Raw genomic sequence first — 16857 nt, forward strand, 5'->3', positions numbered from 1 at the left:
CAACCAACGCAACCAAAACAACCATCGAAACGGCTGGCAGCTTTCATTCTCCAGGCGCGTGGTCGCACCGCCGTGAACCAGCCCGGCGTTCTGTCGTCCTGATGGACCGGCGTCAGGTGGGCTGTGCGCCGTTCGCGACAGGGCCCGTGTAGGCCGGGTCCAGCGCCTGATTCATCAGGTGAGCCAGACGGAAGCCGGCGTAGCGAACGCGATCCTCGGCCACGCGGTCGTGGGCCGCGAGATAGGCGGCATCGATCGTCTGGACCCGCTTTGCAGCGCCGCGTCTCAGAACCGCGGTCGTGGCGGAATACTGGCAGTTGGGCCCCACGCGGACGCAGTAGAGGGTCGTGGGGGCGAGCGTGATCGCATACGACTCATTGGCCCAGGCCTGAGGATCGCCCTGGATGATCGTCCGCTCCTGCGCGAGGCTCGTATTCGCCATCAGGGTGTCGACCGCCCGGTAGGTGATCGTGTTGGCGCCCCAACTCGACTTGTAGTCGGCGCGTTTGCGGACGCGGTTGAACAGTCCGGCCTCGAGAATACAGGCATCCCAGACCGAATGCAGGTTATCAGACCGGTAACTCGATCCGCCGCAGCGGAAGCTCGGCACGTCGATCCCGTTGCCGCCCCGATCGTCCGCGAAGGAGACGTGCAAGGGTTGGTGAATGTCGCCGAGCCAGTGGCCTATGGCCATCAGCGCGAAAACCCGATCGGCTCGAGACCGCGAGGTATCGCGCAGAATGGCCAGATCGCGGGTGATGCCCGAAAGAATGCACTCGCCGTCCCGGGGGCAGGCCGCGCTGTCGATGGACAGGATATCTCGCCCGACATTGATGAAGTGGTCATCCGGATGGGCGCGAGGCATCGCGTCCTCCTCGAGACAGCCGATGTTGAACGAGGTGTAGTGGCGATCCGGCAACCGCCCGCGCCCCGGCACCTGGACGCCGCCCGCGTTGGATTGCATCAGTTCAATCAGGGCCGCGCGACTGGTGGGCGTAAGATTGCGATAGGCGAGGTCGCAGATCGTCAGATGGCCTTGGCGCCCCCAGGCCCGGGCCTCCGGTGGGGCGCTCGCCAGCCCGACCAGGACCGTCAGAGCCAGCACGACCGCCGAGACCCACCGCGTCATATCGCAACTCCCCCAGATGTGGGCGAACAATGTTCTCTCGGAGAGGTTGCGTCAATGCCTCATTCGAACCGCTCTGCGGGTCGCCGGTCCCAGTCGCGCCGGGCTTCGATCTGTCTGTCGATGTAGGCCAGCAGCCCGTCCGCCCAAGGGGGAACATTCGGATTGGAATGGTTCTGCAGCGCTTCGACCATTGGCCGGCGTCGGCGGTAGCGCTCCGTCCAGCCGCCGCTCGACATGCCCGTGTCGAACCGATCGCCGACGATCTCCAGCGTCTCGGGATCGGCGACCTCCAGCAGCATCAACCCCAGCGGCGTCCACTGGAAGGCGTTGTCCGGACCCTTCTCGAAATAGGATCCATAGGTCGCCAGCACCCGGCCGCGTACCGCCGGGTTTTCCAGTAGCCAAGCCCGCAGGATTTCCGCAGGGACGCGGTTGAACACACTGCGCGCCGGTCGGTCATCGTCGTCATGTTCGTTCACGACCGATCGCAGCGCGTGGCGGCGCTCGTCGAGCAGCCCCGGAAGAAAGGCGTCCAGCGCCATGCGCGGCTGCGTGGTGAACACGGCCTTGGTCAGACGTTCCGGGAGACTGCGCCTCGTCCAGGAATAGTCGTCGCCGAGCGCGACGATCCTTTCGAGCAGGCGCGCGGCGAACGGCTCGGCTTGCGGGCCGACCAGGGCGCGCTCGGCGATCCTGGCCAGCCGGCGATCCCATTCCCCCTGCGCGTTCGTCCGGATGTCGCGAACAATGTCCGCAGTGACCACCATTTCGGCGGCCGCGGCGCGGAGCGCGGGCGACCACTCGGCATCCTTGTCCCGCTGCGAAAGCACCGAGACGGCCTGATCGATCTCCCCGCAGGCCACCAGAGCGTCGACGAGTTCAGCGGCCCTGTCGGGAGAGACGTCTTCGTCGAACCGGAGGGTCCAGAGACCTCGCCGGCGGTCCACGTCGATCTCAGGATCCCGCAACAAACCCAGAATACGGCCCAGAGCGCGGTCATCCGTTCGGCCCTGGCTGACGCAGAGTTGCACCACGAAGGGCTTCAGGACCTGGTCGCTGACGGCCTCATCCAGAAGCGCATCGGAGAGCTCGGGCGCAGACTGGCGAACCCTGTAGAGATAGCCCGAGAACACCGTCCAGTTGGCTCGCTCCGTCACCGTCCCGCCCATCAGCGCTCTCAGCCGATCCCAACCGGCCCGGGGATCCGATGCCCACGCCTCCGCCAGATGGTCGCCCAAAACCCCGCCGTGATACGTCGGATCAGCCAGGATACGTCGAATGAGCGCGTCGTCCCCCGCTGCGGCCAGGCAGGCCGTTCGCGCACGGCGTCGCGCCTCCGGTGTGTCGTCGCGAGCCTGATCGGCATGCTCGGGATTGCGCCAATCGTACCAGTCGAGCCTCAGCCAGACCTCCATCTCATCGGCAAGGGACGCCGGACGCATCTCGCGCTCCAGCGCGATCACGGCGCGTGTGCGCTTCGTCTTGCGCAGACGCCAGATCGCATCGCAGGCCGCAAACCAGCCCTTCGGCCAGAACGCACCACCGGAGGCGGCGCGCATGGCCGCCACGGCGTCGGGTACGACGACGGGATAGGCTGCGAGCGAGGGATAATGTTCGACGATCGCCAGCCGGCCGGCCTCGGCGGTGCTCTCCGTCTCCAGCAGGGCATGCGCGCGGGCCAGGGCCTCGCGATACCAGTCTCGAAGGGCTTCCGGTGTCCCCGGATACCAGCCGGAATCGCGCCTCGCCGCGCCATAGTCCAGGTGGGGGTCGGCGCCAACGAACCGTGTCTCAAGAGCCGCGTTGAGCGCCTTCAAACCGAGCGAACGTCGGCTCTCGATCGAGGACGCGAGCCAGCGGTCGATGGCGGCGAACCTCTGGGCCGGGGTCGCATGGGTGCCGGATCGCTGGACGTGGAACATCGGCACGATCTTTTCGCGCATGGTCTCGAAATTCCGCTGATCGTCGGTTTCATCCTCGGCGAGTGTCGCCAGCAGTTCCACCGCACGATCGAATTGCGCCGACTCGTACGCGAGAGCGACCAGCAGCTGGCGCATCTCGCGGCGCATGGGGCGCCAGGGCTCGAGTGTCCGCCCCCGGGCAACCGACCGTTCGGCGATGTCGAGAGCGAGATCCGGGGCGAGCGGGGCCAGAAAGCGGACCGCCTTCATCTCGCTTCCATTTTCATCTCTCGGGTCGGAGAACCTGCCGCCGGGCGACAGCAGTCGCCGTGCGAGCGCGGCCGCTTCGGCCGTGCCTTCCAGCAATCCGAGACGTCGCGCGAACGAGACTTGCAGGCGCGCCGGGAAACGGGTCTCGAACACGGTTGTGAGGTAGGCGTCCGGCAGTTTTGTGAGCGCCTCAGCGGCCAGCCAGGCCGCGATCGCCGGCGGCAAGATCGCGCGCTGGTCGCCCCGCTTCTGGGCCAGACCGCGCTCGAGAAGGTCCGCCATCTTCTCGTGGAAGACCAGTTCGGAGACGCCGGCGAGGCTGGCCAGCACCTGGGCTTCCTCGGCCTCGGCGCCCGAGACGGAGAAGGCGTAGACGAGCGAGGCCGCCCGGGCCACACGCCTCAGCTCGACGTCAGGATCGCGTCGCCCCTTCAGGAACAGCCGGTCCAGCAGCTCGTCATTGCGGAGGTGCGCAATGCCCTTGCGCCCCCGGGGGGCAAGCGCGATGGCCAACGCGATCCGGGTATTTCCCCCGGAGAACTCGACGATGCGATGGCGATCGCCCTGGGTCAGTTGCGGCGCTCTCTGCCGCAGCAGGCTGTCGATCAAATCCTCGCCGGCATTCTGAAGACGAAAGACGTCAGTGTGCTCAGGCTGGTCGTCGCCCACATCGAAATCGATCGTCAGCAGGCGCAGACGGCTTCCGGCGGTTCGAGCGATAGCGGTGAGTTCGCTGTGCCGTGACGCTGGACAGTTGTCCACGACCAGGACCGCCTCCACGCGGTCCTCGACCAGGGACCTTGCGAGCTGGCCGGGGGACACTGCCTTCTCGTAACCGGCGTCGCCGTAGACGGCGAGGGACGCGTCCAGTGCGCCCGTTCCCACCCGGGGATCGAACAGGGCCTGGGCGAAGCGGGTCTTTCCCATTCCGGACAGTCCCGTCAGCCGAACGACGGACCGGGGGGTTGCCAGGGCGTCGCGGATCAGCGCCAGTCCGGTCGGCACGGCGTAGGCGCGATCGGGCTCGACGATCGGCCGACAGACCCTGGCCTCCTCATCGAGCAGATACGGCAAGTCCGCAGGCTGATCCGGGGCCGACCAGGATCCCCAGGCGCTCCAGCCTTCCAGAGGCCGTCCGACCTGCTCTCTCAACCAGGCCGCCACTCCCGGATGCTTGCCACACCACCCCGCCAGCTGCTGGCTGTCGTAGATCGCGACCTGATCCCGGTGCTCCGGCGCCACCAGATCGCGCATCGCGGCCAGAAGCAGGCCGCGTCGGCGATCAGCGAGGTTCTCCTTGCCGGAGGCGATGACGTAGATCCCGCCCGCCTCCAGCAGGGCCTGGATCGATGGCCGCAATTCGCCATGAGGCCACATCTCCGCGAGAATTTTCGGCGGCGGCATCAGGCGGGCTTTTACCTGGATCCCCGCCGGCAGCCGGATCAGCTCGTTGGCCGACAGGCTCGATCCAGCGACTCGCACGTCGATGCCGCCGTCGGTTTCGGAATCCTTGCCGCCGCGCATGACGGCCGTTGTCGGCAAGCCGAGGGTTTCCGCCTCGCGCCGGCACAGGCGGAGCACCAGCTCCACCAGCTGGCCGTCGTCGAGGGCCTGAACATCCTGGGCGGTAGGGTCGAGAATCCACATGGCGGAGCGTCGCTGAACTTCCTGCGCCATCGTACGACCAGAGCGATCGAATCGACGCCGCGCGATCCTAGGATGTGTCGCCGGTCCTGATCGACACGGCGATCGGTGTTATCCTCCGTTTTCTTGGAGCGGGCTGAGCGGGGCGGAGGGCTACTGCGACGCCGCTCGAAAGCGACTCAGGCTATTCGGGCGAGATGACCCGTGATGAACTCGACGAGACCCTCGACCGCATGCAGGCGTCCTCCAGGGCGCAGGGCGACACTGAGAGTTCGCCCGGTCTGATCACCGTGGAGAGTTCCCACTGGGTGAGCCACATCTCGGAAGTCCGGGCGCGCTGCGCCTCTCTTCAGGACGGTCTCCGGTATCGCGACATCAAGATCTATGTGTCGTCCGGGTTGGAAACGGCGGTGCTGTCGAGGGCAGAGGCAGGCGACCGGGGCGAGCCCTATCGCGATCTCACACCGATGGCCGTCGCGGCGGAATAGGCCGGCCCCGACCGCACGACAGTCGCCCCCACCGCGGCGGCCATGGCCGCACGCGGATGAATGGGTATTGTGACGGCCCATGCCCGGTTGCGGGCGTCTGGACGCGTTCGTCGTGCACCTCAACCGGCCCGAACATTGGCAAGCTTTCGAAGCGCTGTGCCGCGACCTGCTCGGCCGTCTGTTCAACGACATCCACAGCGATCTGCATGGCCGGACCGGTCAGGCGCAGGGCGGAGTGGATCTCTGGGCCGTGGACCGGGGATCGGGCGTCCGGGTTCGCGCCCAGTGCAAGGTGCTCGAAGGCAGGGGTTCGCTTGACGAGGCCACCATCCGCGCGCTCGTGCAGGAAGTGAAGGCAGGGGAGATCAGGCCGGACCGCTACATGATCCTGACCACCGCGCCGAACCATGCGCCGAACAAGGCCCTGGCGGGCGAACTGAGCGAGCCGGACTTCGAGGTCCAGATCCATGGCTGGGACTGGATTTCGGGCAAGCTTGAAGACCATGACGATCTGATCGACCGTTACAAGCTGGCTCGCTTCATCGACAGGTCAGCCCGCGCCGGCGGATCGCCGGTCGCGCGCGAGATCGGCGCGCGCCTTCTGCACGCGCTCGAGCTGATGAACGAGGGGCGGGACGAGACGGAACGCCTGACCCTGCAGTCGATCGCCTCCCACCTGGGGCTGGACGACTGGGGGCGGCTGGAGCGGATCGCATCGGGAGACGTTCAGGCCCCGCTGTCGGAGTTGCGGACCCTGGCTGACGGCATGGGGCTGTGTGAGGCCTGGCTGATCGAAGGCAAGCACGCCCCGTTCCGACGCGACGATCCGACCCGCTACACCGAGGTGAGCGCGCTCCATGATCTCCTGGTCGCCATGGAGCCCGAGACTGTCTGGTTCGTCCGCAAGGACAACGAGGACGCCGAGGTCACCATCATCCTCGAGCGCGATGACCTTCGCTGGTTCGTCTGGACGACGGACTTTCCCTGCAGCGAATGCGTCGGCGCCAGCGGGCGCAACCAGATGCTCGATCTGTGCGCCCTGATGCGACGTCTGGACAAGGGACCCTGGGCCGGCCGGGCCATCCTTCTGGGACAGCATGTCTCCCCTGACGTGTTCGCGGCTTTGATCGCCGGCGAGCGGCATCCGAGATCCCTCCTGAAGTGGAGGCGGAACGATGACTGGTGGGAGGCCTTTGCCGCCCTCGACGTCACAATGGTGGACGAAGGCGACGGCGCGCGCCTCGTTCAGCTCAGGCGGGCCATCGAAATCACCCGGTGGCAACTCGAACAGAAGCAGGCCCGCATCGGCGAAAGCCCACGCTGGCGCGACTATCTCGCATGGGGCTTCCTCGATCGCCGACACAGCAATCCGAAGCGCTAGGGGCTCCGCCCCCGCGCGGGCCAGGGTGAAGCGGCTTCGCCGCCGGACCGGCCGGTTTCCCCGGCCTTCCGCGCCCGCGATGGCCTGACGGCAGTCATCAGGAACAGGCTTGTGCAGGCCGGGCGATCCCCCTCCGACCGGTCCGCCCTGGCCCTTGCTACCCCGGTCTCGCCGACGGGCAGGGTTTCAGGCGCGCAGTTCGCGTGCCTGCAACCCATGCCCAAAGGAGGCAGACATGACTGCTCAATCCATCGAAACCGTCGCGACCGCGCCGCAGCACGGCGCGGAGATCATCGTGCCGCTGAACCGGCTCAAGGCCTCGCCGAAGAACGCGAGGAAGACTCCGCACAACCCCGCGACCATCGAGGCCTTCGCAGCCTCTATCAAGGCCAAGGGGGTGTTGCAGCCGCCTGTGGTCGAGATCGAGCGAAACGGGGAGGGGGAACCCACGGGAAACTACCTCGTCACCATCGGGGAGGGGCGTCGTCAGGGGCTGCGGCTGCTCGCCAGGCGCAAGGCGATCAAGCGAACCCATCCGGTCCGGGTCATCGTGGACGTCGAGAACGACGCCCATGAGATCAGTCTCGACGAGAACATGACCCGCGAGGCCATGCATCCCGCTGACCAGTTCGAGGCCTTCCAGCGGCTCGCCTCGGAGAGGGGCTACGGCCCCGAGGAAATCGGCGCCCGGTTCGGGGTGTCGGCCCATGTGGTTCGCCAGCGGTTGCGACTGGGTTCGGCGGCTCCCGAGCTTATGGCCGCCTATCGGTCGGGGACGCTGGCGCTCGACCAGCTGACGGCCTTCTGCGTCAGCGAGGATCAGGAGCGGCAGCGGCAGGTGCTGGAGCAAGTCGGTCCCCATACCCCGGCCTATGCCATCCGCCGTGCGATGACCGAGGCCAAGGTGAGCGTCGGCGACCGGCGTGTCCGCTTCGTCGGCGTGGAGGCCTATGAGGCGGCGGGCGGGCCGGTGCTGCGCGACCTGTTCACCGAGGACGGCGGCGGCTGGCTGGAAGATGTCGGCCTGCTGGGTCGGCTGGTCGGCGAGAAGCTGGCCGGGCTGGCGGACGAGGCGCGCCAGCGCGAGGGATGGAAGTGGGCCGAACCCAGCCTGGACTATCCCGATGTGGCGGCGTTCGGACGGGTCTATCCGGTCGCCGTCGAGCGGTCGCAAGCGGACGCGTCCGAGATCGCGACCCTCTCCGAGGAGTACGACCGCGTCGTTTCAGAGGCGGGCGGGGACGGTCTGTCGGTGGAGGCGGACGCGCGGATGGAGGAGATCGACAAGGCCTTGCAAGCCTTCGGCCCGGACTTCGCCTATCTGCCCGAGGCCAAGGCGCGGTCGGGGGTCATGGTGATGCTGGGTCACGACGGGCTCGCCCGCTTCGAGCGCGGGCTGGTCCGGGCCGAGGACGTGCCCGCCGAGCCGCCGTCGCCGTGGCAGGAGGACGAGGCGGCGCACGGCAGCGCGGACAGCCAGCCGGAGTCCGGTGCGGACGCGTCCGAGGACGAGACGCTCTCGGCCCTGTCGGACCGTCTGCTGATCGACCTTACGGCCCACAAGACCATGGGTCTGCGCGACGCGGTGCAGGGCGATGTGACTGCGGCGCTGGCGACGGTGGTCCACGCCCTCGTTTTACAGGCCTTCTATCCGGGCTACGGCGTCTGGACGCCACTACAACTCCGGCTGACGACGACCGGGCTGGAACGGCTGGCGCCGGGGGTCGATGACGGTCCTGCCGGTCGGCGGGTCCGCGACCGGTGCGAGGCGTGGGGCGCGCGTCTGCCCGAACTTCCGGAAGACCTCTGGGGCATGGTGGCCGCGCTGGTGCCGTCGGACCAACTGGACCTGATGGCCTGTTGCGCCGGGGTCGGTCTCTACGCCGTGCGCGATCCGCACGACCGGCGGCCCGGCGCCTTGGCTCAGGCCGAGACGCTGGCGACGGCGGTCGGCCTCGACATGGCCGGGACGTGGTCGGCCACGGCGTCGTCGTATTTCTCGCGCGTGTCGAAGGCGCGGGTGCTGGAGGCGGTGACTGAGGCCGTCAATCCGGAAGAGGCGGGCCGGATCGCCGGGTTCAGGAAGACGGACATGGCCGAGGCGGCCGAACGGCTGGTCGAGGGGAAGGGGTGGTTGCCCGTTCCGTTGCGGACGGTGTCGGACGCGGCGGAGCCGGATGAGAAAGGCGCTGACGACGCCTATTCGTTTGCCGCCGAATAGCCGCTCCGTTGCTTCGAAAACTCGCCGCGCGCCCTTTGGGGGCGCGCGGCTTTCTCTTGCCTGTCGCCAGGTTCGTCATGACACTCACGGGAGGGAGGCTAGGATGGCGCGTAAGGATTGGCCGGATGACTGGAAGGTCGGCAACGATTCCGCGCGCGCCGGACTCGGCTGCATTCTCATTCCTGTTCTGATCGGGGTGGCCGCAATGGTGTGGTCGTTGGTGTCTCGACCATGACCGACCAGATGCCATCGCCGAATGGCGAGCCTGAAGAGACGTTCGCGGCGAGTCGACGCGACCAAATGGGGCGGCGTTGTCGGGCGTTGATACCTCGTGACCTGTTTGAGGCCGTGAGGGAGTCTGACGAGGGCCTCGGCGACATCCTGGACATCGAGGAGGCCTACGAGGCGAACCTTGGAAATTTCATCGACTACGAACGGGGCGTAACGGCTCAACTCGCGACTGAACTTGTTCATCCGGCCACCGACCTCGAACAGATCGATCATGCGCGCCGGACCATTGGCCGGCTTCTCGACAACCTGCTCAGTACGTCGTTCAGTTTCCTCGAACAGACCAGATTGCGCATGACACGCCGCGGTGGGCGTGAGCTCGGCGAGCGCTTCAAGGCGGAGTACGCCGATATCCGCAACCGACTGCCGGCGCTCGCCGTCGTCGAGGCGATCCGTAACTACGCTCAACACGAGGGTTCGAGCGTCAGCGGGATATCGCTCGGCGGGCGCCGCTTGGAAGAGGGCGCAGCGATAGTGATCGAGCGCACGCTCGTGGCGACAGTCCGACGAGACCTGATCAAACCCGACCGCCGGGCGCCCAAAGCGGCCCAGCAGCAGCTAAACAGGCTTCTGGACGATGTGGCGGACGACAAGGGTCGCATCGAAATGGGTCCGCTCATCCGGCACTACGTCGCTGCCTTGTCAGAAGTCCTCATCGCCGCCCGTCTTCTGGTCGCAGAACGGCAGGCCCACTGGAGCCTGGCTAATCGCGACGCCATAGCGGCGCTCGGGACGGATGAAGGCTATTCGCATCAGGTCGTCCGACTGCACGGCACCAGAGTGGTCGAATCCTCACCGATCGTGCATTTCAACGTCGAGCGGATAGAGCGATTGCAGGCCCGTAACCGCGTCCTGACCGGCCTACCCTTGGCACGGATCCGGCACTGAGCTGGGGTTGGCAATGATGTCTGCGATCCCATCGAAGGCCCGCTAGCGAAAACGCTTGAACGCCCACAGATGGCCGTAGAGCTCGGCCAGCTCTTGGGCCGCAGTCTTTGAGAAGCCGCTTTCAACCAGCAATGCCCGAAGCCGCGCTTCCGGGATTTCCTGACGTCCCTCCCTGACCAGCGCGTAGAACCGCCGCCAATCGAGCGGATGGAGCGACGACGAGTTCGCGAGCAGGGCAAACCGGTCGATTAGCGTTCTGCTGTGTGGGGAGACCTTGAACCGCCTGGTTCCCTGCCGCTCGATCCGCAGGCGATACTGCGAGGCGTTGCTGCGGTTCAGGATGGTGAGCAGTGACCCGGCCAGACTTCGCGCGGCCCCGCAGTAGACGGCGTGGGTCGGCGGATCCGGGTCCCAGCGCTGTGCGCGGACCTCGACGGCGACCCGGCCGGGTGTGTCAGGGTGCGCGAGGAGCTGGAAGCCCAACTCACGATGGACGCCCTCTTCCCGAAACCGAAAGTTCACGGCGTCGAACCCGATCGTGCCGAGGGCATCATGGCGGTGATCAACATCGAAACGACCTGACGCCCGGCCGATGTCGGCCATCTGGTTCAGGAAGGCGCCGGGCTCACCGGCGACAGCGATGTCGATATCAGGCAGCCAGTGCGAGGTCTCAACGTCCATTCTCATCCCTTCAGCAGTCGGCAGTCGTGCTCCACGGATTCTTTCTGCACCAAGATAATCTGCGACACCTACGCCCGCGCTTCCTAGATGGATCGGATGAAAGAGCTTCCGCAAAGCTTGTTCGACGTCTACGCCTTGAGCCTTCCGTGGGGCCACGGCTTTGGCGATCGCCCGCCAGTCGGCGCTTGGCAGGACGCCGAGGGGATGGTTTGTGGCATCGCCACACGCGACGACCACAGTGGATTGTTCGGGCTGATCGTCATGCGAAGGCGTGTTGATCACGTTTGGGTGGTGACCGCGCAACAGGATGGCCTCGCTTCGCTTAAGGAAGCGAAATCTCGGATCGCGCTCTTGTTGCGCGAGGGCGAGGCCCCTGAACCACTTCCCGCCAATACTGCTCCACGGCCCGCGCTGCACGACCTGCAGGGGCGCAGTCCTGGTAGCGCGTTCAACCTGTTGCGAGCTCGGACTCATCGACGGGCGGGCTGGATTTTGAATCAGCTTTACCTGTCGCTACCGAACCCCGACCGGAACTGGGCCAGCGATTGCCAAACCACCAATTTTCACACGCGTCTGTGGGAAGCCCAACTGCTCGCCTCGTTCCGGGAGCAGGGGTTGCTGGTGACTCAGCCGCACGAGTCGCCGGATTTCCATATCGAGAACCGGCTGGGCGACGAGGCGTGGGTCGAGGCCGTGACCGCGAACCCGGCCCTTCCGTACGACCATGTAAACGCGCCTCGTAGTCACCCGCCACAGGGACGCGAAGAATTATTCTTCGGGCCAGCGGCTGTGCGGTTCGCCAAGACGCTCGGCAACAAGCTGGTGCGAAACTACCACACGCTGCCCTACGTCTCGGGGAAACCATTCATCATCGCTCTGGCTGACTTTCAGGCTCCAGCGTCGATGACCTGGAGCCGCGAAGGTCTCATCGGTTACTTGTATGGCCAAGGCGCTGAGGTCGCGGAGATCGACGGCGCATCTGTCGCCCGACCGGTCTCGGCCTCGCACCTCCTCGGATCCTCCGCCTTTCCCGCTGGGCTGTTCGCCGACGATCGGCATGCAGAACTGTCCGCAGTCATTTTTTCGAACGCTTGTTCGACGGGAAAATTGAATCGCGTGATGACGTCGGCGGCCGGCCCGCCGGAAGGCCTGCGCTACGTCCGCATCGGTCGATTTTTCGACCGCACGCCCGGCGCCGTAGAGGGGATTCCCTTCTGTCTGGACGTCGCCAGCGAGGAGTACCGGTCCTTGTGGCCTCAAGGCTATGAGCCGTGGACGGCTGAGCTTGAAGTGTTCCACAACCCGTTCGCCCGGCATCCGGTCCCCTTTGACCTCTTACCGGAGGCGACACATTGGTTTGACGAGGGTGGGGAGATGATGTGCCGCTCACATTACCCCTATTCCATCCTTTGGTCCCAGACCCTGATCCAGGACGCTGACCAGCCGATGCCGCGTCTTGAAGACCTCCTTCCCGCGGAGGTCGCTGACGACCAGGGAGGACCCGATGCCGATGAACTCTGAACTGGACACCCACCCCGCAATAATCTCTATTCGAAGCGACGGCTTCCTGTCTGACGCGATCGCACGGGTGATCCCGAGCCTGCGTGAGATGAATCGGTCTTGGTTCGACTTCTCCATGCGCGCTAACGGCGTGGGTCAGCGCATCATGAACGCCGCCGAGGTCGCCTGCGTCGATCGCAGCACCCACGATCCGATTTGCGTCGCGACGCGTTTCCTCATTCGCAGCCTGTCAGGCTTTCAAGCCGTCGTGCTCCTCGCCGAGCGCGGGATGACAGTGGAGGCGGACACCCTGATCCGCGGCCTTTACGAGAACAGCCTGTGGCTCGGCTATCTTCACACTGCGCCCGCAGCCGCAGTCGAGGCGCTCCGAACCGACGAGCTCCACAGCCAGCGTGGCCGTGACCGAGCGGTGCTCGGCCAGCTCGATCGCACCGACGCCCCTGATCCAATTCTCAAGGCGCGCCTGATGGAGCGTGTGGCGGAGGTTGAACAGACGCTACGCGGTCGCCGCAAACTTGGCATCGAGGCGCTGGCGGCCGAAGGGCAATCCGACGATTTCTACGCCTTCTACAAGATGCTGTCGTCTGGATCGGCGCATCCGTCCTTGCACTCCTTGTCGAGGCATTTGGAAATGAACCCCGATGGGACTTGGTCGGGCCACATCACCGGACCTGATGGGGATGGCATTAAGCGGACGTTGACCTTGGGTAGCCACGCCCTGCTTGCCTGCCTGGCAGCCTTCAATGCGACATGGCCTCACGCCGAAGGCGCGGGGAAGGTCCAGCAGTTGCTGGAAGAGCACCTTGTCTTGGCTGGCGTTGGCGGTGGCGCGGAACCACAATCCGAGACGACTGCATGACCGACGATATGGAAGACGATCCCGACGCTGAATTTCAGGTGCGGGAAGTGTTCGCCTACTATGGACGGGCGGCCTATGCGGCGAGCTGCGTGGAGACGGGCCTGGCCATCGCGCTCATGCACGTTGAGCTCATGTCCCAGGTCCACGGCCGCGCGCGACGCGAGCGCAAGGCACCGAGCAAGGCCGAATGGGAGGCGATGTTCGACGCCTATATGGACAAGCATCATCTGCTGACGCTCGGGACGTTGATCGACCGCTTCAAAAGCGTCCATAGGGTCGATCCATCGCTCGACGCCCTGCTGACGGAGTCCCTGCGCCGTCGCAACGCCATTGCGCATGAGTTCTTCCGGGAGAACGCGGTCGCGTTCGCCCACAGCGCCGGGCGTTTGGCCATGATCGAAGAACTCGATCGAGACCACGATCTGTTCACGCGCACGGACGAGGCGGTGCAGGCCGCCGTGGCGCCGATCCTGCCTCGGCTTGGGATCGACCCCGAAACGCATCAAAGCCAGATTGATGAGATCAGTCGCCGCGAACTGGAAGCGGCGCGGGCGGCTCACCGCGAGACCTCCTAGGCCACGTGCCACGGGTGGCGGCCGTCTCAACCCAAAGGCGTTCCGTTGAACTTGAGGTGGGGCAATTGGCTTGCCGTCCGCGCCACCATCAGAGAGACTCCGGACGATGAAGAAGAGTCTCGATCATTTGCCACTGCGGAAGCAGGCGGAGCTGCGTCACGTCGTGGACGTGATCCGGGGCGCGTTCGATGAAGCGATCTCGACGCGTCGGGCGGCGCGTCTGAAGAACGGCAAGATCCTCAAGATCATCTTGTATGGATCGTATGCGCGTGGCGATTGGGTCCATGACCCCGTCGGACGGTACTTCTCAGACTTCGATCTGCTGGTCGTTGTCGATCACGACGATCTCACAGACGGCGAGTTCTGGCACGACGCCGAGAACCGCACGATGCCGGGTGAAGGCGAGATTCGGACACCCGTCAGCATTATCGTTCACAGCCTCGACGACGTGAACGACCAGCTTGATCGCGGCCGCTACTTCTTCGCCGACATCCTTCGCGACGGTGTCGTGTTGTACGACACGCCGGGCACGAAGCTGCACAAGCCGGCGCAGCTAGAAGCCAAGGCCGCGCTCGCTGAAGCCGAGGAGTTCTATGCGGACTGGATGGAGAGTTCGGCGGGCTTCGCGCTCGGTGCCAAGTTCTTCAGCGGTGAAGGTGCCAATCCAAAACTGGCGGCCTTCAACCTTCATCAGTCCGTAGAGCACCTCTATCACTGCATTCTTCTGGTTGTGACGCTTTACAGCGGCAAGGCCCATAACCTCGCCTTCCTCCGCAAGAAGGCCGAGGCGATTGACGCGCGCCTGTCCGACGCTTGGCCGCGCGAAACCAAGTTCGAGCGTCGCTGCTTCGAGTTGCTCCGCGAAGCATATGTGAAGGCGCGCTATTCCAAGCATTACAAGATCAGCGCCGAGGAACTGGTCTGGCTGACCGAACATGTCGAAGTTTTGCGGGGGCTGACCAGGACGGTCTGCGAGGACCGGCTGAAGCAGCTGCGCGACGAGGCGGGCGATGACCCTTCCGCGTGATCTGTTCAACTCGCCGCTCTCCGCCACCTTTGAAGCCGCTCGCCGCGCCGCCGAACCCTTCGAGAGACTCCACCGCGAATCCGCCGTGATGAGAGCCGCTGCCGGCTTGGTCGCGCACGAGCATCCGCTTGCGCTGGCCGCAGCCGGGCTCGGACCATTCCAGCAGCGCGACGACAGGCTCAGCACGCTCTTGCGGGCGCAGACAGAAGCGGATCGTCTCTTCCGCGCCGCGTTCGCCCCGGCCTTCATCGACCGGGCCGAACATATCGCCCAGCTGGCGGCCGGCTATGCACTGCCGGACGTTCTGGAGCGGTTTCGAACGCCCACGGACAGCTTTGTCGACCGCATCCTCAGAGCGTCAAACGTGGGCCTCGGCAGCGCCTCCTCGGCGTTTTCCGAACGGCCTCAGATCGAGGCATTCGCCAGGGCGTCGGCCATCGCCGACATGTTCGCTGAGTCCGACCGACTGACCCGGGGCGTCCGGGAAGCCGTCGGCGTCTTTTCCGTTACCGACATGCCCGAGTTCGCCGGTCTGGCCGGCTATCGATCGTTTCTGGACGCAGCGGGTCTACGGCTGCCGCATTGGCCGCGACCTCGTCTGCTCACGCGAGCGGACAAGCGCCGTCGCCTGAAAGCGAGGCTCCAGGCGAACGCGGAAGCGCACCACGTCAAACGCGCCAAATCCATGGTGCATAGATATGAACTGACGCTGCGCGAGATCCTCGACGCCGTCATGGCGGAAACCTACGGCGAGGACTGGGCCGCAGCCCGGCTGCCGCTTTGCGATTGCAAGGATCTCTTGGGCAAATGGAGAAAGCGGGGTGGGGAAGTCTTCGACCACGCGGACTACGTCCACTACGCCCGTATTATGAGCCACCCCGAGCATTTCCAGGCGATATTCGAAGCCGGCTTCGATGATCCGACTGCGGTGTTCGACCTGCTCAAACAGGCTGGCCAACTGCGGGCCGCATCCCATCACGCCCGGATGTTCACGCCAGATGATCTGAAAGATCTTCGCCTGGTTTGGCGACAGATCGAGACCGGCCTATTGGCCCTGACACCGGACTTTGAGGACGATTGGGATGGCTAAGGCTCCGCAGACCTCGGCGACTCCCGTCGAGTACGAGGATTGCATCGTCAGCTTCACAGACGTCCTCGGGTTTCGTGATCTCCTTAAGCGCCGGACCGCCGCCGAGGTCATGAAGGTGCTCGACCAGATGAACTATTTCCGCCTGTCCGTGGACGACGGCGGCAGCATTGAATCGATCAAATCAGCACGATTGACGAGTCGCGCCTTCGCCTTCGCCATGTCCGACGCGATCGTTCGCGTTCGACCGTACGATACCCAGCAGCGCGACGGCGCCCTTGTCTGGGAACTGCTCGACATCATTCACGCCCAGATCGAGCTGATAAATCTCGGCGTTCTCGTACGCGGGGGCCTCACCGTCGGGCCTACCTATGTGGGACTTAAAGGGCAGGGACCTGTTTTCGGGCCGGCGCTCGCGAGGGCCTATGAGATTGAAACCAACGAGGCCGTCTTTCCTCGGATCGTCGTCGATGATGCCGTCCTCGAAGCGCACAAGACTGATCCACGCCTGCGTATGGCCGGCAACTCCTACGCTGAGGAGAAGGCTACGATCAGCGGATTACTGGCCGTTGGCGACGATGGAACTCACTACATCGACTATCTCTCCCAGATCGATGAGTTTGACGGGCCCGAGATCTACCTTGGCTTTCTCCAGCGACACGCTGAACTAATCCGCGAGGGGTTGGAGGCGACAAAGTCGGATCGCCGGACTTGGCGAAAGTTCCAATGGCTCGTCCGCTATCACAACGCCGAAGTCCTCCGGCAGCGCCAGCGGGTGCTTAGCTCGGAAGAGCAGAGGCAAGTGTTCCTGGAAGAATTCGAAGTCGATGCGGAGAGCTTCTACGACTCCGTGAAAGTCTGAGCCGTGATAGGTCGGCTTCTCCCTGAAGGACAAAG

At 65.2% G+C, this 16857-nt stretch carries 13 protein-coding genes; 10 read left to right on the forward strand and 3 right to left on the reverse strand.

Annotated elements, in window-relative coordinates; translation table 11 throughout:
- Positions 1-112: 112 nt before the first annotated feature.
- Together ACW172_RS14520 and ACW172_RS14525 are read right to left on the reverse strand one after the other, a co-directional pair.
- The gene (locus tag ACW172_RS14520; protein WP_492032147.1) at positions 113-1159 is read right to left on the reverse strand and encodes a S1/P1 nuclease; all 1047 of its coding nucleotides are present in this window, start codon (positions 1157-1159) and stop codon (positions 113-115) included.
- A 29-nt stretch (positions 1160-1188) separates the two neighbouring features.
- A complete protein-coding gene (locus ACW172_RS14525) occupies positions 1189-4947 on the reverse strand; it encodes a hypothetical protein (RefSeq protein WP_492032148.1) in 3759 nt (1252 codons plus the stop codon).
- A gap of 194 nt (positions 4948-5141) precedes the next feature.
- Between ACW172_RS14525 and ACW172_RS14530 the strand changes: the two genes are divergently transcribed.
- From ACW172_RS14530 to ACW172_RS14545, 4 genes are all read left to right on the forward strand, one after another.
- On the forward strand, positions 5142-5432 hold the full coding sequence (locus tag ACW172_RS14530; protein WP_492032149.1) for a hypothetical protein: 291 nt from the start codon (positions 5142-5144) through the stop codon (positions 5430-5432).
- A gap of 79 nt (positions 5433-5511) precedes the next feature.
- Positions 5512-6813 carry a hypothetical protein gene (locus tag ACW172_RS14535; RefSeq protein ID WP_492032150.1) on the forward strand — a complete coding sequence of 434 codons (1302 nt, stop codon included), beginning with the start codon at positions 5512-5514 and terminating at the stop codon, positions 6811-6813.
- A 235-nt stretch (positions 6814-7048) separates the two neighbouring features.
- Complete coding sequence (locus tag ACW172_RS14540) at positions 7049-9034, forward strand: ParB/RepB/Spo0J family partition protein (protein ID WP_492032151.1); 1986 nt, start codon at positions 7049-7051, stop codon at positions 9032-9034.
- A gap of 231 nt (positions 9035-9265) precedes the next feature.
- Positions 9266-10210, forward strand: coding sequence for a hypothetical protein (locus ACW172_RS14545; protein WP_492032152.1), 945 nt, complete (start codon positions 9266-9268; stop codon positions 10208-10210).
- 42 nt (positions 10211-10252) lie between these two features.
- Here ACW172_RS14545 and ACW172_RS14550 read toward each other — a convergent pair whose 3' ends face one another.
- Positions 10253-10891 carry a hypothetical protein gene (locus tag ACW172_RS14550; protein WP_492032153.1) on the reverse strand — a complete coding sequence of 213 codons (639 nt, stop codon included), beginning with the start codon at positions 10889-10891 and terminating at the stop codon, positions 10253-10255.
- A 96-nt stretch (positions 10892-10987) separates the two neighbouring features.
- Between ACW172_RS14550 and ACW172_RS14555 the strand changes: the two genes are divergently transcribed.
- The 6 genes from ACW172_RS14555 to ACW172_RS14580 all read left to right on the forward strand — a co-directional run bounded on the left by ACW172_RS14555 (position 10988) and on the right by ACW172_RS14580 (position 16822).
- Entirely contained in the window at positions 10988-12412 is a 1425-nt protein-coding gene (locus tag ACW172_RS14555) for a hypothetical protein (protein ID WP_492032154.1), read from the forward strand.
- Positions 12402-13271, forward strand: coding sequence for a DUF5677 domain-containing protein (locus ACW172_RS14560; RefSeq protein ID WP_492032155.1), 870 nt, complete (start codon positions 12402-12404; stop codon positions 13269-13271). The genes ACW172_RS14555 and ACW172_RS14560 overlap by 11 nt, the downstream gene beginning before the upstream one ends.
- On the forward strand, positions 13268-13846 hold the full coding sequence (locus tag ACW172_RS14565) for a hypothetical protein (protein WP_492032156.1): 579 nt from the start codon (positions 13268-13270) through the stop codon (positions 13844-13846). Before ACW172_RS14560 ends, ACW172_RS14565 begins: the two co-directional genes overlap by 4 nt.
- Positions 13847-13952: 106 nt before the next feature.
- Complete coding sequence (locus ACW172_RS14570; RefSeq protein ID WP_492032157.1) at positions 13953-14873, forward strand: nucleotidyltransferase domain-containing protein; 921 nt, start codon at positions 13953-13955, stop codon at positions 14871-14873.
- Positions 14857-15963 (forward strand): hypothetical protein, encoded by a 1107-nt coding sequence (locus ACW172_RS14575; RefSeq protein ID WP_492032158.1) that lies wholly within the window; start codon positions 14857-14859, stop codon positions 15961-15963. The genes ACW172_RS14570 and ACW172_RS14575 overlap by 17 nt, the downstream gene beginning before the upstream one ends.
- Complete coding sequence (locus ACW172_RS14580) at positions 15956-16822, forward strand: hypothetical protein (RefSeq protein ID WP_492032159.1); 867 nt, start codon at positions 15956-15958, stop codon at positions 16820-16822. The genes ACW172_RS14575 and ACW172_RS14580 overlap by 8 nt, the downstream gene beginning before the upstream one ends.
- Positions 16823-16857 lie beyond the last annotated feature (35 nt).

The sequence above is a fragment of the Brevundimonas sp. ALps5 genome, from assembly GCF_058681645.1.

Bases quoted from the DNA above. Each gene is read 5' to 3' on its own strand.
- ACW172_RS14560 (WP_492032155.1), top strand. From the start codon at position 12,402: ATGAACTCTGAACTGGACACCCACCCCGCAATAATCTCTATTCGAAGC.
- ACW172_RS14580 (WP_492032159.1), top strand. From the start codon at position 15,956: ATGGCTAAGGCTCCGCAGACCTCGGCGACTCCCGTCGAGTACGAGGAT.
- ACW172_RS14540 (WP_492032151.1), top strand. From the start codon at position 7,049: ATGACTGCTCAATCCATCGAAACCGTCGCGACCGCGCCGCAGCACGGC.
- ACW172_RS14565 (WP_492032156.1), top strand. From the start codon at position 13,268: ATGACCGACGATATGGAAGACGATCCCGACGCTGAATTTCAGGTGCGG.
- ACW172_RS14575 (WP_492032158.1), top strand. From the start codon at position 14,857: ATGACCCTTCCGCGTGATCTGTTCAACTCGCCGCTCTCCGCCACCTTT.
- ACW172_RS14545 (WP_492032152.1), top strand. From the start codon at position 9,266: ATGACCGACCAGATGCCATCGCCGAATGGCGAGCCTGAAGAGACGTTC.
- ACW172_RS14570 (WP_492032157.1), top strand. From the start codon at position 13,953: ATGAAGAAGAGTCTCGATCATTTGCCACTGCGGAAGCAGGCGGAGCTG.
- ACW172_RS14535 (WP_492032150.1), top strand. From the start codon at position 5,512: ATGCCCGGTTGCGGGCGTCTGGACGCGTTCGTCGTGCACCTCAACCGG.
- ACW172_RS14530 (WP_492032149.1), top strand. From the start codon at position 5,142: ATGACCCGTGATGAACTCGACGAGACCCTCGACCGCATGCAGGCGTCC.
- ACW172_RS14550 (WP_492032153.1), bottom strand. From the start codon at position 10,891: ATGGACGTTGAGACCTCGCACTGGCTGCCTGATATCGACATCGCTGTC.
- ACW172_RS14525 (WP_492032148.1), bottom strand. From the start codon at position 4,947: ATGTGGATTCTCGACCCTACCGCCCAGGATGTTCAGGCCCTCGACGAC.
- ACW172_RS14555 (WP_492032154.1), top strand. From the start codon at position 10,988: ATGAAAGAGCTTCCGCAAAGCTTGTTCGACGTCTACGCCTTGAGCCTT.